The organism is Nocardioides sp., assembly GCF_030149505.1.
Taxonomy (GTDB): Bacteria; Actinomycetota; Actinomycetes; order Propionibacteriales; family Nocardioidaceae; genus Nocardioides.
Genome location: NZ_JASBRN010000038.1, coordinates 1 through 19178, shown reverse-complemented (window position 1 = coordinate 19178; position 19178 = coordinate 1). Strand labels below are relative to the sequence as shown.

The 19178-nt window shown below is 72.1% G+C and carries 19 protein-coding genes, 1 pseudogene and 1 riboswitch; of the genes and pseudogenes, 9 read left to right on the top strand and 11 right to left on the bottom strand.

The features are described 5' to 3' along the window. Positions 1-459 (bottom strand): annotated as a pseudogene (locus tag Q1V71_RS07195) (4-hydroxy-3-methylbut-2-enyl diphosphate reductase); the annotation flags it as partial. A 38-nt stretch (positions 460-497) separates the two neighbouring features. On the opposite strand from Q1V71_RS07195, the gene xseA reads away from it, so the two are divergent. Together xseA and Q1V71_RS07185 are read left to right on the top strand one after the other, a co-directional pair. After that, on the top strand, positions 498-1772 hold the full coding sequence (gene xseA, locus Q1V71_RS07190; RefSeq protein WP_300642304.1) for an exodeoxyribonuclease VII large subunit: 1275 nt from the start codon (positions 498-500) through the stop codon (positions 1770-1772). Then, positions 1756-1974, top strand: coding sequence for an exodeoxyribonuclease VII small subunit (locus Q1V71_RS07185; RefSeq protein WP_300642301.1), 219 nt, complete (start codon positions 1756-1758; stop codon positions 1972-1974). Before xseA ends, Q1V71_RS07185 begins: the two co-directional genes overlap by 17 nt. Before the next feature lie 22 nt (positions 1975-1996). On the opposite strand, the gene Q1V71_RS07180 is transcribed toward Q1V71_RS07185, so the two are convergent. Continuing rightward, on the bottom strand, positions 1997-2677 hold the full coding sequence (locus tag Q1V71_RS07180; protein WP_300642298.1) for a DUF4245 family protein: 681 nt from the start codon (positions 2675-2677) through the stop codon (positions 1997-1999). Positions 2678-2794: 117 nt separating this feature from the next. Between Q1V71_RS07180 and glpX the strand changes: the two genes are divergently transcribed. Continuing rightward, positions 2795-3811: a class II fructose-bisphosphatase gene (glpX, locus tag Q1V71_RS07175; RefSeq protein WP_300642295.1), complete on the top strand. Its 1017-nt coding sequence runs from the start codon at positions 2795-2797 to the stop codon at positions 3809-3811. Between the two features lie 109 nt (positions 3812-3920). Here the strand turns inward: glpX and Q1V71_RS07170 are convergent, their stop codons facing one another. After that, on the bottom strand, positions 3921-4757 hold the full coding sequence (locus tag Q1V71_RS07170) for an alpha/beta fold hydrolase (protein WP_300642292.1): 837 nt from the start codon (positions 4755-4757) through the stop codon (positions 3921-3923). 98 nt (positions 4758-4855) lie between these two features. Between Q1V71_RS07170 and Q1V71_RS07165 the strand changes: the two genes are divergently transcribed. From Q1V71_RS07165 to Q1V71_RS07145, 5 genes are all read left to right on the top strand, one after another. Then, positions 4856-5764 (top strand): alpha/beta hydrolase, encoded by a 909-nt coding sequence (locus tag Q1V71_RS07165; protein ID WP_300642289.1) that lies wholly within the window; start codon positions 4856-4858, stop codon positions 5762-5764. A 151-nt stretch (positions 5765-5915) separates the two neighbouring features. After that, the gene (locus Q1V71_RS07160) at positions 5916-7169 is read left to right on the top strand and encodes an extracellular solute-binding protein (RefSeq protein WP_300642286.1); all 1254 of its coding nucleotides are present in this window, start codon (positions 5916-5918) and stop codon (positions 7167-7169) included. Beyond that, a complete protein-coding gene (locus tag Q1V71_RS07155) occupies positions 7166-8122 on the top strand; it encodes a carbohydrate ABC transporter permease (RefSeq protein ID WP_300642283.1) in 957 nt (318 codons plus the stop codon). The genes Q1V71_RS07160 and Q1V71_RS07155 overlap by 4 nt, the downstream gene beginning before the upstream one ends. 7 nt (positions 8123-8129) lie before the next feature. Then, positions 8130-8963 carry a carbohydrate ABC transporter permease gene (locus tag Q1V71_RS07150; protein ID WP_300642281.1) on the top strand — a complete coding sequence of 278 codons (834 nt, stop codon included), beginning with the start codon at positions 8130-8132 and terminating at the stop codon, positions 8961-8963. Between the two features lie 4 nt (positions 8964-8967). After that, positions 8968-10191, top strand: a complete 1224-nt coding sequence (locus tag Q1V71_RS07145) for an ABC transporter ATP-binding protein (RefSeq protein WP_300642278.1) — start codon at positions 8968-8970, stop codon at positions 10189-10191. A 208-nt stretch (positions 10192-10399) separates the two neighbouring features. Here the strand turns inward: Q1V71_RS07145 and Q1V71_RS07140 are convergent, their stop codons facing one another. The 8 genes from Q1V71_RS07140 to Q1V71_RS07105 all read right to left on the bottom strand — a co-directional run bounded on the left by Q1V71_RS07140 (position 10400) and on the right by Q1V71_RS07105 (position 17107). Further along, entirely contained in the window at positions 10400-11479 is a 1080-nt protein-coding gene (locus Q1V71_RS07140) for an ABC transporter ATP-binding protein (RefSeq protein ID WP_300642275.1), read from the bottom strand. A gap of 60 nt (positions 11480-11539) precedes the next feature. Further along, positions 11540-12970, bottom strand: coding sequence for a phosphomethylpyrimidine synthase ThiC (thiC, locus tag Q1V71_RS07135; protein ID WP_367280131.1), 1431 nt, complete (start codon positions 12968-12970; stop codon positions 11540-11542). Positions 12971-13149: 179 nt separating this feature from the next. Beyond that, positions 13150-13983 (bottom strand): bifunctional hydroxymethylpyrimidine kinase/phosphomethylpyrimidine kinase, encoded by an 834-nt coding sequence (thiD, locus tag Q1V71_RS07130; protein ID WP_300642269.1) that lies wholly within the window; start codon positions 13981-13983, stop codon positions 13150-13152. Next, positions 13980-14540 carry a thiamine phosphate synthase gene (locus Q1V71_RS07125; protein ID WP_300642266.1) on the bottom strand — a complete coding sequence of 187 codons (561 nt, stop codon included), beginning with the start codon at positions 14538-14540 and terminating at the stop codon, positions 13980-13982. Before Q1V71_RS07125 ends, thiD begins: the two co-directional genes overlap by 4 nt. Next, on the bottom strand, positions 14537-15310 hold the full coding sequence (locus Q1V71_RS07120; protein ID WP_300642263.1) for a thiazole synthase: 774 nt from the start codon (positions 15308-15310) through the stop codon (positions 14537-14539). Before Q1V71_RS07120 ends, Q1V71_RS07125 begins: the two co-directional genes overlap by 4 nt. Continuing rightward, on the bottom strand, positions 15307-15498 hold the full coding sequence (thiS, locus tag Q1V71_RS07115; RefSeq protein WP_300642260.1) for a sulfur carrier protein ThiS: 192 nt from the start codon (positions 15496-15498) through the stop codon (positions 15307-15309). The genes Q1V71_RS07120 and thiS overlap by 4 nt, the downstream gene beginning before the upstream one ends. Next, on the bottom strand, positions 15495-16496 hold the full coding sequence (locus tag Q1V71_RS07110) for an FAD-dependent oxidoreductase (protein WP_300642257.1): 1002 nt from the start codon (positions 16494-16496) through the stop codon (positions 15495-15497). Before Q1V71_RS07110 ends, thiS begins: the two co-directional genes overlap by 4 nt. Before the next feature lie 8 nt (positions 16497-16504). Continuing rightward, the gene (locus tag Q1V71_RS07105; RefSeq protein ID WP_300642254.1) at positions 16505-17107 is read right to left on the bottom strand and encodes a thiamine phosphate synthase; all 603 of its coding nucleotides are present in this window, start codon (positions 17105-17107) and stop codon (positions 16505-16507) included. Continuing rightward, a riboswitch (TPP riboswitch) is annotated at positions 17106-17216 on the bottom strand. It overlaps the preceding gene by 2 nt. A 71-nt stretch (positions 17217-17287) precedes the next feature. Here Q1V71_RS07105 and Q1V71_RS07100 point away from each other — a divergent pair. Beyond that, entirely contained in the window at positions 17288-18973 is a 1686-nt protein-coding gene (locus Q1V71_RS07100) for a fumarate hydratase (protein WP_300642251.1), read from the top strand. Positions 18974-19178: the final 205 nt, after the last annotated feature.

Below are 19178 nucleotides of genomic sequence, written 5' to 3'. Positions count from 1 at the left end.
AGGCGCCTCACCTGCGGTGCCGACGACCTCTTCGTGGCCCTCGTGACCGACCAGCAGGATGTCGTAGTCGTCGCGGGCGAAGCGCTTGGCCTCGTTGTGCACCTTGGTCACCAGCGGGCAGGTGGCGTCGATGGTCTTGAGCGAGCGCTCCTCGGCCTCGAGGTGCACCGCCGGGGAGACACCGTGGGCGGAGAAGACCACGGTCTGGCCGGGCGGGACCTCGTCGAGCTCCTCGACGAAGACGGCGCCGCGGGACTCGAGGTTGGCCACGACGTGCTTGTTGTGCACGATCTGCTTGCGCACGTAGACCGGCGAGCCGTAGAGGTCGAGGGCGTTCTCGACCGTGATCACGGCGCGGTCGACGCCGGCGCAGTACCCGCGCGGCGCGGCCAGCAGCACGGCGCGCTCGTCGGCCTCGTTCGGGTCAAGGACGGGCGGCATCCCCAGGTCGGACGTCATGGCCCCCATCGTAGGAGGTCTCGCATAAGGTGCCAGCCGTGGCACTGCAGACCTCCCCGGAGAAGCCGGCTCCGGTCCGGCAGATCGCGAGCGCGATCGCGGGGTGGATCGACCGGCTCGGCGCGGTCTGGGTCGAGGGCCAGGTCGCCCAGCTCAGCCGGCGGCCCGGCATGGCCACGGTCTTCCTGACCCTGCGCGACACGGTGGCCGACATCTCCATCACCGTCACCGCCGCCCGGTCGTACGTCGACGGGCTGGCCACCCCGCTGGTCGAGGGCGCGAGCATCGTCGTGCACGCCAAGCCGTCCTACTACGCCAACCGCGGCACCCTGTCGCTGCAGGCCCGCGAGATCCGGATGGTCGGCCTCGGCGAGCTGCTGGCCCGGCTCGAGCAACGCCGCCAGCTGCTCGCCGCCGAGGGGCTCTTCGCCGCCGACCGCAAGCGCGACCTGCCCTTCCTCCCCCGCTGCGTCGGCCTGGTCACCTCGCCGGGCAGCGCCGCCGAGCGCGACGTCCTGGAGAACGCCCGCCGCCGCTGGCCGGCGGTCCGCTTCGAGGTCGCGGCCGCCGCCATGCAGGGCACCCGCTGCGCCCCCGAGGTGATCGAGGCCCTCGAACGGCTCGACCGGCACCCGGAGGTCGACGTGGTCGTCGTGGCCCGCGGCGGTGGCTCGGTCGAGGACCTGCTGCCCTTCTCCGACGAGGGTCTGGTCCGGGTGGTGCACCGGATGACCACCCCGGTCGTCTCCGCGATCGGCCACGAGCAGGACGCGCCGCTCCTCGACCTGGTCGCCGACGTCCGTGCCTCCACCCCCACCGACGCCGCCAAGCTGGTCGTGCCCGACGTCGCCGAGGAACTGCGCGGGGTCGAGTGGGCCCGCGACCGGCTGCGCACGCTGGTCCGCGGCACGCTGGAGCGCGAGCAGCACGCCCTCGACGCACTGCGCTCCCGGCCCGCGCTGGCCGACCCCCGCACGCTGGTCGCCGAGCGGGTCACCGAGCTGGAGCTGCTGCGCGACCGCGCCCGCCGCACGCTCGGTCACCGCCTCGACCGCGCGAGCGACGACCTGGCCCACCAGCGGGCCCGGGCCCGGGCGCTGTCGCCGCTGGAGACCCTGCGCCGGGGGTACGCCGTGCTGCAGGACGCCGACGGCCACGTGCTGACCTCCGTCACCGGGCTCGCCCCGGGCGACCCGGTCAGCGTGCGGGTCGCCGGCGGTCGGGTGCACGCCACCACCGCGCGCACCGAGCCGGACCCCGATCTCAGCACCGACCCGAGCGACCCCGAGGAGCACGATGAGCAAGCAGGCTGACGCTTCGGCGGAGAGCACCTCCTACGAGGAGGCCCGGGAGGAGCTCGTCGACGTCGTACGTCGTCTCGAGGCGGGCGGCACGACGTTGGAGGAGTCCCTCGCGCTCTGGGAGCGCGGCGAGGAGCTCGCCCGGGTCTGCCAGCGCTGGCTCGACGGCGCGCGGGCCCGACTCGACGAGGTGCTGTCCGCCGAGGAGTCCTGAGCGCGGCGGGGGCGGCCGGGGCTCAGCCGGCGGTGAGCAGGGAACCCACGACGGTGCGCAGGTCCTCCGCGGGCGCCGAGCCGTAGACCATCGTCAGGACCGGCTCGCCCCGCTGCTCCTCCACCCGCACGTACGCCGTGTCGCCGCCCTCGTCGGTCCACACCTGCCAGGTGCTGGTGGCTCCCTCGCCGTCGGTCAGCTCGACCGGGTCACCCTCGCGGGCGTTCTCGTCGACCAGCCGGTCGAGCACCTCCTCGAGGTCCTCGGCCTCCTCGGGAGCGTGGTAGACCCCCGCGAAGTCGCTGTCGTCGGTGAGCAGGGCGAGGGTGAACACCGGGCCGTCGGGTGAGTAGGCGAGGTTGTTGACCCGCCAGCCCTCCGGCAGCTGCTCGGGGTAGGCCAGCGCCGCGTCGTTGTCGACCAGCGCCTGCACGGAGGACTCGTAGTCGATGGGCAGCGGCTCGAACTCCGCCTCGTCGCGGAACAGGCCCAGGGCCAGCCAGGTCAGCACGACCACGACCACCATCACGATCATCGCGCCGACCAGGCCGCCGAAGGAGCGGTTGTAGCGACCCGGGCGGCCGGCGGGGATGCCGATCGCCTGGCCACCGGGCTGGCCGCTGGGCTGGCCACTGGGCTGGCCACTGGTCTGGCCGGCGGACGGACCGTCGGGCTGACCGGCGGGAGGGCTCGTCTGGCTCACGCCCTCATCCTCACAGGTGAACGGTTGCCGTTCCCACCCTGCCGGGTGCCGGGGGAACGGTCTCGACCGCGCTCCAGCACGGGTCGGACGGGGTGTCGCGACCGCTACCATGCGCCCATGAGCGAGCCCGTCGGCCTCCAGGTCGCCCCGCAGTCCCCCGACCGGAACCTCGCACTGGAGCTGGTGCGCGTCACCGAGGCCGCCGCCATGGCCGCCGGCCGCTGGGTCGGACGTGGCGACAAGAACGGTGCCGACGGCGTCGCCGTCAACGCGATGCGGGTCCTCATCTCGACCATCGGCATGCGCGGCACGGTCGTCATCGGCGAGGGCGAGAAGGACAACGCGCCGATGCTGTTCAACGGCGAGGAGGTCGGCGACGGCACCGGCCCCGAGTGCGACGTCGCGGTCGACCCGATCGACGGCACCACGTTGACGGCCAAGGGCATGACCAACGCCGTCTCGGTGCTCGCGGTCTCCCCCCGCGGCTCGATGTACGACCCGTCCGCGGTCTTCTACATGGAGAAGCTCGTCACCGGCCCCGAGGCCGCCGACGTCGTGGACATCCGCGCCTCGGTCGCCGAGAACATCGAGGCCGTCGCCAAGGCCAAGGGCAAGCGCCCGGAGGACGTCAAGGTCGTCCTGCTCGACCGGCCGCGCCACGAGAAGCTGGCCGAGGAGATCCGCGCGACCGGCGCGATGATCAAGTTCATCTCCGACGGCGACGTGGCCGGCGCGATCATGGCCGCCCGCCCCGACACCGGCGTCGACCTGCTGCTCGGCATCGGCGGCACCCCGGAGGGGATCATCACGGCCTGCGCGATGAAGTGCATGGGCGGCGTCATCCAGGGCCGGCTCTGGCCCACCGACGACGCCGAGCGCCAGCGCGCCATCGACGCAGGCCTCGACCTGGACGCCGTGCTCGACACCGACACCCTCGTCACCGGCGACGACTGCTTCTTCGTCGCCACCGGCATCACCGACGGCGAGCTGCTCGAGGGCGTGCGCTACTCCTCCAGCTCGGTGACCACCGAGTCGCTGGTCATGCGCTCGCGCAGCGGCACGATCCGCACCATCCGCTCCGAGCACCAGCTCTCGAAGCTCCGCGCGTACTCCGCCGTCGACTTCGACCGCTGACGCTGGAGGCGAAGGTTCATCGGCCGGCCGATGAACCTTGCCCTGGACCGACGAAGCGTCATCGGCCGACTGCAAGGTCTATCGGCCGGCCGATGAATCTCGCGCCCGCTCAGGCGGAGGCGATCCGCAGCCCGGCCTGGGCCTGCGCCTGGGCGCGGTGGGCGGCGAGGGCGGTGAGCACCTGGTCGGAGACCCGCGGGTCCACGGCCATGCCGACGTGCGAGGCGCGGACCTCGACGTGCTCGGCGGCCGGGTCCAGGCAGGCGCGCCAGTCGATGATCCCGTCGTTGCGGGAGTAGATCGCGGTGTAGCCGATCCCCTCGGGCAGCTCGAGCTTGGCTTCCTCGAAGGACTGCAGCGCGCAGTCGCCACCGACGCAGGTCTCGGTCATGACCCCGGCGACGCCGACCTTGGACAGGCCGACCAGGCCGAGCACGAGCACGCCCAGCGCGCGGTGGTGGGCGCCGGGGGCCAGCACCGGGCTGCCCATGGTGACGATGCCGCTGACCAGGTCGGGGCGACGGGCGGCCAGGCCGCGGGCGAGCATGCCCCCGAGGCTGTGGCCGACGATCTGGACGCGCTGCTCGCGGCGGGCCACGATCGCCTCCAGCCGGGCCTCGAGCATCTCGGCGGTGTCGAGGGTGCAGGACTTGTTGGCCAGCATGATCCCGGCGCGGTAGGTGCGGAACCCCTCACGGCGCAGGGTGCGGCCCAGCGCGGCCAGCGTGTAGTCGCCGGCCATGAAGCCGGGGACCAGCAGGACCGGGTCGGCGTCACGGACGGGGTGGCTGCCGGCGTACGGCGTGCGGGTGCGGCGGTCGGTGACGCCGCGCACGGCGTGGCGGGAGGCCTCTCCCACCAGCCGGCCCTCGTGGAGCATCCGGACCAGCGGCGGCCGACGGAAGTCGTCGGGCAGCAGGAAGGAGGCCACCGGGTTCTTCTTCATGTTTCAACGCTATGGCGTCCAACCACCCCCTGTGAGGTGAACCACGCCGAAACGGACCAACGTGGTTCCAAAGATGGCTCCTACGGTCTACTAGCGGCATGGCCCTTCCGGTGTCCGACCTCCTCCGCGCGCCCGTCAGCACGGGCGTGGAGCTGTGCTACCAGACCTTCGGCGACCCCGACGGCGACCCGTTGCTGCTCGTCATGGGGCTCGGCGGGCCGCTGACCTGGTGGGACGAGGAGCTGTGCCGGATGCTCGCCGCGGACGGCTTCCACGTGGTGCGCTTCGACAACCGCGACGCCGGGCGCTCCTCGCGGCTACGCGGAAGGGTCGGCCAGGGCGCGCTCGTGCGCGCCTTCACCGGTCTGCCCGCGCGTGCGCCCTACTCCCTGGAGGACATGGCCGCCGACGGCCTGGGCCTGCTCGACCACCTCGGCCTCGACTCGGCGCACGTCGCGGGGGTGTCGATGGGCGGGATGATCGCCCAGACAATGGCGCTCGCGGCTCCGCGCCGGGTGCGCTCGCTGACCAGCATCATGTCCAGCACCGGCCGTCGCACCGTCGGCTGGCAGCACCCCTCCCTGCTCCTGCCCATGCTGTCGGGCAGCCGCGCCGACAAGGCGGCGTACGTCGAGCGCAGCGTGCGGCTGTGGTCGGCGATCGGCTCCCCGGGCTACCCGATGGACGAGGCCGAGATGCGCGCGCGGGCCGAGGAGACCTACGAGCACGGGGTCAGCCAGGACGGCACGATGCGTCAGGTGATGGCCATCCTGACCCAGCCCGACCGCGGTCCGCGGCTGCGCAGCCTGCGAGTGCCGACCCTGGTCGTGCACGGCACCGCGGACAAGATGGTGCACGTCTCCGGCGGTCGCGCCACCGCGGCAGCGGTCCCCGGCGCCGAGCTGCTGCTCGTCGACGGCATGGGCCACGACCTGCCCTCGGCGTTGTTCGACACCTACGCGTCCGGCATCCGGCGTACGGCGGACCGCGCGGCGCCTCCCGCCTGACCCCGACTGCCCAGCCCGACCCCCGACTGCCCCCGGCCGGGCACGCGCGGGGGTGAGGCGGCGGTCTGCTCCCATGGCCTAGACCAGAGAGATGAGACCGGCGACTCGGAGCAGGCCGCGGCCGCGGAGACGGGCCAGGGCGACCCTGGCCGTGGGACTGGGGGTGGCCCTGGCCTCGACGCTCGCCGCGTGCGGGTCCGAGGGCAAGCCCACGCTGACGTGGTACCTCAACCCCGACGGCCAGGAGACACTCGCGGCGATCGCCGAGCGCTGCAGCACCGACGACTACGACATCGAGACCAGGCTGCTGCCGACCAGCGCCACCGACCAGCGCGTCCAGTTGGCGCGGCGGCTGGCCGCCGAGGACGACCAGACCGACCTGATGAACCTCGACCCGGTCTTCGTGCCGGAGTTCGCCAACGCCGGGTGGCTCCTGGAGCTGCCCGAGGACACCGTCACGGACGACACCCTCGAGGGGATCGCAGAGACGGTGCGCTGGGACGACGGCATCTACGCCGCGCCACTGTGGGCCAACACCCAGGTGCTGTGGTTCCGCCGGTCACTGGCCGAGGAGGCCGGCCTCGACATGAGCCAGCCGGTCACCTGGGACCAGGTGATCGAGGCAGCCGCGTCGGTCGAGGGCGCGACCGTCGGGGTGCAGGCCAACAAGTACGAGGCGTACGTCGTGTGGATCAACGCGATGATCGAGGGCGCCGGCGGCCAGATCATCGAGAACCCCCAGGAGGGCCGGGACGCCGACGTCACCCTCGACACCGAGGCGGCCGCCGAGGCCGCGCGCATCATCGAGAAGCTGGCCTCCTCCGAGGCCGCCCAGGGCGACCTGTCGGTCTCCAACGAGGGCACGGCGCTGGCCTACATGTACGGCCCGGACACCCCCGGTGAGTTCATGACGAACTGGACCTTCGTCTACAAGAACTACGAACCCTCGGACGCCAACGACTACACCCAGGAGCAGTTCGAGGACCTCGGCTGGGCGCGCTACCCCCGCACCGTCGAGGGCGAGGAGTCCGCGCCGCCGGTCGGCGGCATCGACATCGGGGTGGGTGCGTTCACGCCGTACCCCGACTTCGCCCGCGAGGCCGCCGCCTGCATCACCAGCGTCGAGAACCAGGTCGAGCTGGCCGTCACCGACGGGCTGATGCCGGCCACCCAGTCGGGGTACGACGCACCCCAGCTCGCTGAGGCCTACCCGCCCGACCTGCTGGAGCTCTTCCGCACCAGCGTCGACGAGGGCGGCCCGCGCCCCAAGAGCGCGTTCTACGCCACGGTGTCCGGGGCCATCCAGGCCACCTGGCACCCACCGGCCGAGGTGGACCCGCAGTCCACCCCGGAGGAGTCCGAGGAGTACCTCCAGGCCGTGCTCGAGGGGAAGGCCCTGCTGTGACCACCACCGTCGCCACGCCCGAAACCGACGCCACGAAGGGACCGAAGGGCAAGCGCACCCCACCCCAGCTGACCGAGCGCGCGCGGCACGAGAACAACCTCGGTCGGCGACTGGTCGCCCCCGCAGTCGTCGTGATGCTCGTGGTCACCGCATTCCCGATCCTGAGGGCGCTGTGGCTCTCCTTCTACAGCTACTCGCTGACCGCGCCCGAGGAGCGGGAGTTCATCGGGATCAGCAACTACGTCACGGCGCTGACCGACCAGCTCTTCTGGCGCGACATCGGGATCACCGTCCTCTACATGGTCGTCACGGTGGCCTTCGAGCTGGTCATCGGCTTCGCCTTCGCGCTGGTCATGCACCGCGTGATCTTCGCGAGGGGGTTGATCCGGACCTCCATCCTCATCCCGTACGGCATCATCACCGTCGTCTCCGGCTTCGCCTGGCAGTTCGCCTTCACCTACCAGAACGGCTTCGTCAACGGCTGGCTACCGTTCATCGACGCCGACTTCAACTGGTTCGGGGACACCGTCCCGGCGGTGATCGCGATCATGGTGAGCGAGATCTGGAAGACCACGCCGTTCATGTCGCTGCTGCTGCTGGCCGGCCTCGCCCAGGTCAGCGAGGACATGGTCGAGGCCGCCAAGGTCGACGGCGCCACGTGGTGGCAACGGATGTGGAAGGTCGTCATCCCCAACATGCGGGCCGCGATCATGGTCGCGGTGCTCTTCCGCGCGCTCGACGCCTACCGCATCTTCGACAACATCTTCGTCATGACCGCCGGTGCCCAGGGCACCGAGTCGATCTCGTTCCTGACCTACCGCCAGAGCATCGAGCAGTTCCAGCTCGGCATGGGCTCGGCGCTGGCAGTGCTGCTGTTCCTCTCGGTGCTGCTGGTGGCCTTCCTCATCGTGAAGCTCTTCCGCGTCGACCTGGCCCAGGCCCGAGGGGAGTGAGGCACCCGTGAAGCAGAAGATCGGTCTCGCCGTCGGGGTGGTGCTGGTGCTCGTGTGGTGCCTGCTGCCCGTGGCGTGGATCCTGTCGCTGTCGTTCAAGAGCCAGTCGGCGGTCTCCAACGGCTCCGACCCCGGGTTCCTGCCGCTGGACTCCTTCACCGGCCTGGACAACTACCGCGCCGTCTGGGAGGACGACCAGTTCCGCCGGGCGATCATCAACTCGATCGGCATCAGCCTCATCGCGACGCTGCTGTCGGTCATGATCGCCACGCTGGCGGCGTACGCCATCGCGCGCCTGGAGTTCCGGGGCAAGAAGATGGTGCTCACCACCGCGCTGGCGATCGCGATGTTCCCGGTGGTCTCGCTGGTCAGCCCGCTCTTCGACCTGTGGCGCACGATCGGCCTCTACGACACCTGGCCGGGACTGATCCTCCCCTACATGTCGTTCACGCTGCCGCTGGCGATCTGGACCCTCTCGGCGTTCTTCCGCGAGATCCCGTGGGAGATGGAGCAGGCCGCGCAGGTCGACGGGGCGACGTCGTGGCAGGCCTTCCGCAAGGTGATCGTGCCGCTGGCCGCGCCCGGGGTCTTCACCGCCGCGATCCTGACGTTCTTCTTCGCCTGGAACGACTTCGTCTTCGGGATCACGCTCACCTCCACCGAGAACGCGCGCCCGATCCCCGCGGCCCTGTCGTTCTTCGTCGGGCCCGACCCGTTCCAGCGGCCGGCCGGCCTGCTCGCCGCCGCCGCAGTCATCGCGACCATCCCCATCGTCGTGATCGTCCTGCTGTTCCAGCGCAAGATCGTCGCCGGGCTGACGTCCGGCGCAGTGAAGGGATGACCCCGTGGCCGCCATCAGCCTGAAGAACATCGTCAAGAAGTACGGCGACGGCTTCCCGGCCGTCAACGACGTCTCCATCGACATCGCCGACGGGGAGTTCGTCATCCTGGTCGGTCCCTCCGGCTGCGGGAAGTCGACCCTGCTGCGGATGATCGTCGGCCTGGAGGACATCACCTCCGGCGACATGATCATCGGAGACCGGAAGGTCAACGACCTGGCCCCGCGCGACCGCAACCTGGCGATGGTCTTCCAGAACTACGCGCTCTACCCCCACCTGTCGGTCTACGAGAACATCGCGTTCCCGCTGCGGCTGGCCGGCGCCGAGGACTCCGAGGTCGACGAGAAGGTCCGCGCGGCCTCGAAGACCCTCGAGCTCGACGAGCACCTCGACCGCAAGCCCGGGAACCTCTCCGGCGGACAGCGCCAGCGCGTGGCGATGGGCCGCGCGATCGTCCGCGACGCCGACGCCTTCCTCTTCGACGAGCCGCTGTCGAACCTCGACGCCAAGCTGCGCGGGCAGATGCGCACCGAGATCTCCCGACTCCAGAAGCGGCTGGGCATCACGACCGTCTACGTCACCCACGACCAGACCGAGGCGATGACCCTCGGCGATCGCGTGGCGGTGCTCAAGCGCGGGGTCCTGCAGCAGCTGGCCAGCCCGCGCGAGCTGTACGAGAACCCGGGCAACCTGTTCGTCGCCGGCTTCATCGGCTCCCCGCCGATGAACTTCCTGCCCGCCGAGGTCGAGGGCACCAGCGTCAAGCTGCCCTTCGGCACGGTCGAGATCGGCGAGGAGAAGGCGGCCAAGGCCCGCGACCGCGGCCTGCTCATCGCCGGCATCCGGCCCGAGCACTTCGAGGACGCCGCCCTGGTCGACCAGGACACCACCGGCTCGAGCTTCAAGGCGACCGTCGAGGTCGTCGAGTGGCTGGGCAACGAGACCTACGCCTACATCCCCTTCGAGGCCCCTCCGGAGGTGGAGAAGCAGCTCAAGCAGCTCGAGGAGGACCTGGACGGGGAGTCCCTGCGCACCCAGCTGGTCGTCACCCTCGACGGGTCCTCGAGGATCGCCGAGGGCGACGAGGCCGAGATCTGGCTGGACGCCTCGAAGATGCACCTCTTCGACCCCGCCACCGGCGAGAACCTCACCGTCGACCGCGACCACGCCGGCCAGATCGTCGGGGAATCCATGGCGGCCGCCGCCGAGCAGCCTGCCGCCGCGGGCTGACCCGCTCACTCGGCACTGGTTCGAGCGTGACTCGGCGCCGGTTCGAGCGTCACTCGGCGCCGGTTCGAGCGTCACTCGGCGCCGGTTCGGGCATGACTCGGCGCCAGCTCGACTGTCCGTCGAACTGGCGCCGAGTGAGCCTTGAACCAGAGCCGAGTCAGCCTCGAACTGGCGCCGAGTCAGCCTTGGAACAGCGCCGAGTGGGCGGTCAGTCGGAGAGGCGCTCGCCGGTCTCGGTGTCGAAGACGTGGACGTGCTGCGGGTCGGTGGTGACGTGGAAGACCTCGCCCTTGCGACCGTGGCTGCGACCCGACGTACGCACGATGAGGGCCGAGGGCGTGCCCTCGACGTCGCAGGTGCCGTAGACGTAGGCGTCCGCACCGAGCTCCTCGACGACGGTCGTGGTGACCGGGAGGCCCTCCCCGGGGCCGACGATGCGCCAGTTCTCCGGGCGTACGCCGACGGTGATGCGGCCGTTCATCTTCTTCGCCGCCACCGGGTCGACCGGCACCTCGTAGCCGCCGATGACTGCCTTGCCGTCCTTGGCGACGGCCTCGATGAGGTTCATCTGCGGAGAGCCGATGAAACCGGCGACGAAGAGGTTCGCCGGCCGGTCGTAGAGCGCCAGCGGGGTGTCGACCTGCTGGAGGACGCCGAGCTTCATCACCGCGACCCGGTCGCCCATCGTCATGGCCTCGACCTGGTCGTGGGTGACGTAGACGGTGGTGATGCCGAGGTCCTGCTGGAGCTTGGCGATGTCGGTGCGGGTCTGCACGCGCATCTTGGCGTCGAGGTTCGACAGCGGCTCGTCCATGCAGAAGACCTGCGGCTGGCGCACGATCGCGCGGCCCATCGCCACGCGCTGGCGCTGGCCACCGGAGAGCGCCTTGGGCTTGCGCTCGAGGTACTCGGTGAGGCCGAGCATCTTCGCGGCCTCCTCGACGCGCTTGGTGCGCTCCTCGGTCGGCATCTTGGCCATCTTCAGGGCGAAGCCCATGTTCTCGGCGACGCTCATGTGCGGGTAGAGCGCGTAGTTCTGGAAGACCATGGCGATGTCACGGTCCTTGGGGGGGAGGTGGGTGATGTCCCGGTCGCCGATCCGGATGGTCCCCGAGTTCACCTCCTCCAGGCCCGCGAGCATGCGCAGGGTCGTGGACTTGCCGCACCCGGACGGGCCGACGAGCACCATGAACTCGCCGTCCTTGATCTCCAGGTCGATGCCGGGCACGGCCGGGGTGTCAGCCCCGGGGTACCAGCGCTGGGCCTTCTCGAAGGTCACCGATGCCATTGCTGTGTCTCCATTCACCGGCAGGTACGTGCCGGACGATCCGTCGTGAAGTGACGCAGGTCACCCTAGCCCAGGCGTAAGCGCTTGCACAGTCCGGTCGCTGCCGGGTCGCTCGGCATCGACGTACACGCTGGAACCGAGCTCGACGAACTGCGCCGACCGCTCCCGGTAGGCCTCGCGCACCTCCTGGCTGATCCGCATCGAGCAGAACTTCGGCCCACACATCGAGCAGAAGTGCGCGGTCTTGGCGGCCTCGGCCGGCAGCGTCTCGTCGTGGTACTCCTGGGCCAGCGGCGGGTCCAGGGACAGCGCGAACTGGTCGTGCCAGCGGAACTCGAAGCGCGCACGCGAGAGCGCGTCGTCCCACTCCCGGGCGCGCGGGTGGCCCTTGGCGACGTCCGCGGCGTGGGCTGCGAGCTTGTAGGTCACCACGCCGGTGCGCACGTCGTCGCGGTCCGGCAGCCCGAGGTGCTCCTTGGGGGTGACATAGCAGAGCATCGCCGTCCCGTGCGCGGCGATGGTCGCGGCACCGATGGCGGAAGTGATGTGGTCGTAGCCGGGCGCCACGTCGGTGGCCAGCGGGCCGAGGGTGTAGAACGGCGCGCCGTGGCACCACTCCTGCTGGAGCCGGACGTTCTCCTCCACCAGGTCCAGCGGCACGTGGCCGGGCCCCTCCACCATGACCTGCACGTCGTGGGCCCAGGCCCGTTCGGTCAGCTCCGCGAGCGTGCGCAGCTCGGCCAGCTGGGCCGGGTCGTTGGCGTCGGCGAGACACCCGGGGCGCAGCCCGTCACCGAGGGAGAAGGACACGTCGTAGGCCGCCAGCAGCTCGCAGAGCTCGTCGAAGTGCGTGTACAGGAAGTTCTCCTCGTGGTGGGCCAGGCACCAGCCCGCCATGATCGATCCCCCGCGGGAGACGATCCCCGTGACCCGGTCGACGGTCAGCGGGACGTGCCGCAGCAGCACCCCGGCTTGCACGGTCATGTAGTCCACGCCCTGCTCGCACTGCTCCAGCACCGTGTCGCGGTAGACCCCCCACGACAGCCGGGCCGCGTCACCGCCGACCTTCTCCAGGGCCTGGTAGATCGGGACCGTCCCGATCGGGACCGGTGACGCCCGCAGCACCGCCTCGCGGGTGGCGTGGATGCCGGGCCCGGTCGAGAGGTCCATGACCGTGTCCGCACCCCAGCGCACGGCCCAGGCGAGCTTCTCGACCTCCCCGGCAGTGTCGGAGGTGACCGCACTGGTGCCGATGTTGGCATTGATCTTCACCAGGAACCGACGGCCGATGACCATCGGTTCCAGCTCGGGGTGCCGCACGTTGGCAGGGATGATCGCGCGCCCGGCGGCCACCTCGCTGCGCACCAGCTCGACGTCGCAGCCCTCGCGGGCGGCGGCGTAGCGCATCTCCTCGCTGACCACCCCCGCGCGCGCCAGTGCCAGCTGCGTGACGAGGCCTCCCTCGCGCAACCGCAGCCATGGCTCGCGCAGCGGCGGCAGCGTGCCGTCGGGCCGGGGCTCGGGACCGGCGGTCGTGTAGCGGTCGAAGCTCTCGCCGTTGGTCAGGTGCACGCGGGTCACGGGGACCTGCACGCCGTCGTGGTCGACGAGCACCCGTTCGTGCGAGGGGTGCAGCGCGGCGGGCTTCGGGTCGAAGGGGTGGGTGTCGGTCATGGTCTCTCCTGGGGTGGGTGGCGGATGGTCAGGTCGATGTGCGGGACAGGGCCGCGGCCGCGGCCCAGTCGCCAGTCGCGGCCGGCGCGCAGCCGCTCGGTGACCAGGGCGGCCGCCTGCTCGGCGGCGGTGCGCGCGGAGCCGCCCCCGGCGAGCAGCGCCGCGAGGGCGGCACTGTGGGTGCACCCGGTGCCGTGGTCGTTGTGGGTGGCCACCGCCACGTGGGCCAGCGGCACCGGCGCGAGGCCGGGCTCGGCCCACCAGTCGGTCACCCCGGCGCCCGGCTCCCCGGCACCCTCGCCGGCACCGTCGCCGCCGGTCAGCAGCACGGTGCATCCCGTGTCGGCCAGGGCGGCGGCCGACTCGCGTGGTGGCAGGTCGCGGCCGAGCAGGGCGCGCGCCTCGTCGTGGTTGGGGGTGGCGAGCGCGGCGACCGGCAGCAGGACCCGTGCGTAGGCGGCGACCACGGCCGCGTCACCGAGCACCGCCCCGCTGGTGGCGACGAGCACCGGGTCGACGACCAGCGGCCGCGCGCGGTCGCCCCCGAGCCGGTGTGCCACCAGCTCGACGACCGCGGGGTCGCCGAGCATCCCGGTCTTGGCCGCCGCCACCGGCAGGTCGTCGAGGACCGCGTCGAGCTGCGCGGCGACCTCCGCGAGGGGCACGCGGAGGACCGAACGGACTCCGGTCGTGTCCTGGGCCGTCACCGCGGTGACGACGCAGGCGCCGTGCACGCCGAGAGCGGCGAAGGTGGTGAGGTCGGCGGCCAGGCCGGCCGCACCGCCGGAGTCGGTGCCGGCGACCGAGAGCGCGACGGGCGGGGTGGTCATCGCAGCACCTTCAGCAGCCGGGCCACCTCGGCGGCCGGGTCCGCGGCGCGCATGACTGCCCCCATGACTGCCACGCCGCTCGCCCCGGCGGCGAGGGCGTCGGCCGCGTTGCGGTGGTCGATCCCCCCGAGCGCGTACGTCGGCAGCGGCGTCCGCGCGAACCAGGCCGGGTCCACCGACGGGCCGTGGCCGGGCTTACTGGGGCTCGGCGCCCAGGGCGACAACGTCGCCCACCGCGCCCCCTGCGCGGCGGCCACGCGCAGGTCCTCGAGTCCGTGGCAGGAACGGCCGTGGCGACTCCCCGGGGCGGGCACCGGTTGGTGCGTGGCCAGGTGCACGCCGGCGGCCCCCGGGTGCCGCCGGCGCGAGGTCAGCACCTCAAGCCCGGGGATCGTTCCCAGGCGGTCGACCAGGGCCGACCAGGCAGCCTCGGGCAGGTCGTGCTCGCGCACGACGACGGTCCCGAGCCCCTCGGCGACGCACTCCGCGACGGTGCGCACCAGCCCGCGGCCCAGCCGCAGCTGGGCACGATCGGTGAGGAGCAGCAGCCGCGTCACGTGCCCACCCGTCCGACGAGCGGGCTGGAGGCACGAGCATGGGCGCGACGCGGGATGCGTCCTGCCCCGGCTGCCAGCCGGCCGGCCTCGACCGCCGTTGCCAGCGCGGCGCCCATCCGCACCGGGTCCGCAGCGCGGGTGACGGCGCTGGCCGCCAGCACTGCGGTGCAGCCGAGCTCCAGCGCCAGGGCCGCGTCGCTGGCCGTGCCGATGCCGGCGTCGAGCACGACCGGGACGTCGACGGCGGCGACCACCGCCTCGATCGCGAGCGGGTCCAGCACCCCCAGCCCGGACCCGATCGGCGAGCCGAGCGGCATGACCGCCGCGCAGCCGACGTCGACCAGTCGTCGCGCGAGCACCGGGTCGGCGGTGGTGTAGGGCAGCACGGTGAAGCCCTGGCCGACGAGTTCGCGTGCCGCGGTGAGGAGTTCCACCGCGTCGGGCAGCAGGCTGGCCTCGTCCCCGATGACCTCGAGCTTGACCCAGTCGGTGCCGAGCGCCTCTCGCGCCAGGCCCGCGGTCAGCACCGCCTCGTGGGCCGAGCGGCAGCCGGCGGTGTTGGGGAGCACCCTCATGCCGTCCTCGCGCAGCAGCGGGAGCAGGCCGCCGGCCGCGGACGAGGACGTGCGCCGCACCGAGACCGTCACCGCCGCGGGACGGGCAGCGGCCAGCAGGTCCGGGAGCAGCGCCAGGTGGGGCAGGCCGCCGGTGCCGAGCAGCAGCCGGGACTCAAGCTGCTCGCCCGCGAGGGTCCACGTCGCACCGCTCACCCGCCCTGCACCGCCGTCACGACCTCGACCCGGTCGCCGTCGCGCAGCCGGCGGACGGCGTGCTCGGCACGGGGCACCACGGCCCCCTCCACGGCGACGGCGACCCCTTCCGGGTCCGGGACCAGGTCACGGACGGTCACGTCGTCGGGCAGCCGCACCGGCTCGCCGTTGAGGTGGATCTGCGTCATCGCTCCTCCAGGAGACGTCGGGGATCGGTGAGGGGGTGCACGGACCCGTGCTCGAGGTGGTCGGCGACCAGCTGCGCGGTCAGGGGCGCGAGCAGCACCCCGTGCCGGAAGTGGCCGGCGGCCAGGACGACCGACGGGTCGAGCGTGGGACCCACCAGCGGCAGGTCGTCGACGGTCCCGGGTCGGTCGCGAGCGGCGAGCTCGACGACCTCGGCCCGGTCGAGGCCGGGGAGCAGGGTCGTGGCGGCGCTCAGCAGCCGACGCACTCCCTCCGCGGTCACCACGGGTGGTCCGTCGTGCTCCTCGACGGTGGCGCCGACGACCACCTCGCCACCGGGCCTCGGGACCACGTAGACCGGCTCCCCCGCCACCCAGCCGCGCACCGTGCGCCCCGGCGGCTCGGCGACGCGCAGGCGCAGGACCTCTCCGCGCACCGGCCGCACCAGGCCCGAGTACGGCGCGGGCAGGCGGGCCCCCGTGGCGAGCACCGTCACGTCGGGTGACCGGCCGCCCGGTGCGGGCACGACCGGCACCCGGGAGGCCAGGGCCGCCAGCACCTCCCGCGGGTCGACCCGGTGGTCGTCGGGCAGCAGCAGGCCGCCGGCGACCCAGCCGAGGCCGGGCTCCAGGTCGCGCAGGGCGTCGGGGTCCAGGGCCTCGGCGGGCCGGTCGAGCAGCGTCGCCTGACGACGTACGTCGAGCAGGTCGCCGTGGTCGTGGCCGACCAGCAGCGTGCCGCCGCGCGGCAGGGCGACCCCGAGGAGGGCTGCGAAGCGCGGCCAGAGCCCGAGGCTGCGCCGGCCCAGCTCGAGGACGCCCGGCGCCGCCCAGGTCGCCTCGGCGGCCGGCGCGAGCATCCCCGCGGCGACGCCCGAGGCCCCCGAGCCAGGGGCCCGGTCGACGACCTCGACCTCGTGGCCGCGACGCAGCAACTCCGCGGCCACGGCGAGCCCGACGATGCCGGCGCCGCGCACCCGCACCCGCAGTCGTGTGGACACGACGCCCCTCAGGCGACCGCGGCGACCAGCTCCCGGGCAGCGGCCAGCGGGTCCGCGGCCGCCCACACCGCGGCCAGCACGGCCGCGCCGTGGGCGCCGTGAGCCCGGGCCTCGCGGGCGCGGTCGGGGTCGAGGCCGCCGATCGCGACGAGGGGCAGCCCCCCGGCGGCTGCCCGCAGCGCGGCCGGCCCGAGGGGCGCGGGCAGGCCGCTCTTGGTCGTCGTGGCGTGCAGCGGCCCCAGGCCGGCGTAGTCGGCGCCGTCCGCGCCGGCCCGGGCGACCGCCGCAGCATCGCGGCACGTGGCCCCGACGACGAGGTCGGGCGCCAGGCGCCGGGCGGCGGTGACCGGGAGGTCCTCGGCACCCAGGTGGACACCATCAGCGCCACTCGCCAGCGCGACGTCGAGGCGGTCGTCGACGACGACGAGCGCACCGAGGGAGCGTACGGACTCCAGGACGCACTCGACCAGGGCGAGGCAGGCGCGGTCGCTGCCGGTCTTGTCCCGCACCTGGAAGCCGGCGACGCCCGCGCGGACGAGACCGGGCAGCAGGGCCAGGTCGTGGTCGGGTCCGACCAGCACGAACAGCCTGGGGAGGGGACGGTGCAGCAAGGGGTGCTCCTGACGCTTCCTTCGCCGGCTTTACCCGGATCAGGTTCGACGGTCGGAGCGGCCCCAGCTCCCTCTCAGCCCGCTGCCGCGAGCTCCCGTGGTGGACGAGCGGAACGGTAGCGCGCCCGGGGTGCGGGCCGTCAAGGGGTCGCGCGACCCATCGGCGTAGGCTCAGCACTCGTGGCTGAAGCAGAGTTCCGGTACTCCGACCTCCTCCCCACCGGCAAGGACGACACGCCCTACCGGCTGATCACGACCGAGGGCGTCTCGACCGTGGAGGTCGACGGGCGCACGTTCCTCAAGGTCGACCCCGAGGCGATCCGGCGACTCACGGCCGAGGCGATGCACGACATCTCCCACTACCTGCGCCCCGCGCACCTCGCGCAGCTGCGCAAGATCATCGACGACCCCGAGGCTTCGGGGAACGACCGCTTCGTCGCGACCGACCTGCTCAAGAACGTCAACATCTCCGCCGGCGGCGTGCTGCCGATGTGCCAGGACACCGGCACCGCGATCGTCATGGGCAAGAAGTCCGAGGGCGTCCTGACCGGGGCCGAGGACGGCGAGGCGATCAGCAAGGGCGTCTACGACGCCTACACGAAGCTGAACCTGCGCTACTCCCAGCTCGCCCCGCTGACGACGTACGACGAGAAGAACACCGGCACGAACCTGCCGGCCCAGATCGAGATCTACTCGACCGCCGAGGGGCCGAAGGGTCCGGAGTACAAGTTCCTCTTCATGGCCAAGGGTGGCGGGTCGGCCAACAAGTCGTTCCTGTTCCAGGAGACCAAGGCGATCCTCAACCCCACGCGGATGCTGCAGTTCCTCGACGAGAAGATCCGCTCGCTCGGGACGGCCGCGTGCCCGCCGTACCACCTCGCCGTCGTCATCGGCGGCACGAGCGCCGAGTTCGCGCTGAAGACCGCGAAGTACGCCTCGGCGCACTACCTGGACAACCTGCCCACCGAGGGCTCGATGGATGCCCACGGCTTCCGCGACCTGGGTCTGGAGGAGGAGGTCTTCAAGCTGACCCAGTCCTTCGGCATCGGTGCGCAGTTCGGCGGCAAGTACTTCTGCCACGACGTCCGCGTCGTCCGGCTGCCGCGCCACGGCGCCTCGTGCCCCGTCGCGATCGCCGTCTCCTGCTCAGCCGACCGGCAGGCGCTGGGCAAGATCACCGCCGAGGGCGTGTTCCTCGAGCAGCTCGAGACCGACCCGGCGAAGTACCTCCCCGACACCACCGACGAGTCGCTCTCCGCGTCGGACGACGTCGTGGAGATCGACCTCAACCAGCCGATGGCCGACATCCTGGCCACGCTGTCGCAGCACCCGGTGAAGACCCGGCTCTCCCTGACCGGCCCGCTCGTGGTGGCGCGCGACATCGCGCACGCCAAGATCCAGGAGCGCCTGGACGCCGGCGAGGAGATGCCGCAGTACATGAAGGACCACGCGGTCTACTACGCCGGCCCGGCCAAGACGCCCGAGGGCTATGCGTCGGGCTCCTTCGGCCCCACCACCGCGGGCCGGATGGACTCCTACGTCCAGTCCTTCCAGGCCGCCGGCGGCTCGATGGTCATGCTGGCCAAGGGCAACCGCTCCAAGGTCGTCACCGAGTCCTGCGCCGAGCACGGCGGGTTCTACCTCGGCTCGATCGGCGGCCCGGCAGCGCGGCTGGCCCAGGACTGCATCAAGTCGGTCGAGGTGCTGGAGTACCCCGAGCTCGGCATGGAGGCGGTCTGGAAGATCGAGGTCGAGGACTTCCCGGCCTTCATCGTCGTCGACGACAAGGGCAACGACTTCTTCACCGACCCCTCGGGCGCGGTGACGGTGCCGATCTCGGGCATCCGGGTGCGCTCCGCGGAGTAGCCGGTCGAACCGGCGCCGAGTCGACCTCGAACCAGCGCCGAGTCACCCTCGAACCAGCGCCGAGTCGGGCTCTTCTGCTGCATGTGTGGGTGCTGTAATCGCGCCTGAATGAGCGCACGCCGTTCTCTGTCTAGGTTTCTGAGCTGTCGAAGAACAGTCACCAGGAGCAGGAGAACGGCGTGCGTGAACGCAGCCTATGGCGTGC

Coding starts and splice junctions, on each gene's coding strand:
- thiS (WP_300642260.1), bottom strand. CDS start 15,498: ATGACGCAGATCCACCTCAACGGCGAGCCGGTGCGGCTGCCCGACGAC.
- Q1V71_RS07140 (WP_300642275.1), bottom strand. CDS start 11,479: ATGGCATCGGTGACCTTCGAGAAGGCCCAGCGCTGGTACCCCGGGGCT.
- Q1V71_RS07165 (WP_300642289.1), top strand. CDS start 4,856: ATGGCCCTTCCGGTGTCCGACCTCCTCCGCGCGCCCGTCAGCACGGGC.
- thiD (WP_300642269.1), bottom strand. CDS start 13,983: ATGACCACCCCGCCCGTCGCGCTCTCGGTCGCCGGCACCGACTCCGGC.
- glpX (WP_300642295.1), top strand. CDS start 2,795: ATGAGCGAGCCCGTCGGCCTCCAGGTCGCCCCGCAGTCCCCCGACCGG.
- Q1V71_RS07185 (WP_300642301.1), top strand. CDS start 1,756: ATGAGCAAGCAGGCTGACGCTTCGGCGGAGAGCACCTCCTACGAGGAG.
- Q1V71_RS07170 (WP_300642292.1), bottom strand. CDS start 4,757: ATGAAGAAGAACCCGGTGGCCTCCTTCCTGCTGCCCGACGACTTCCGT.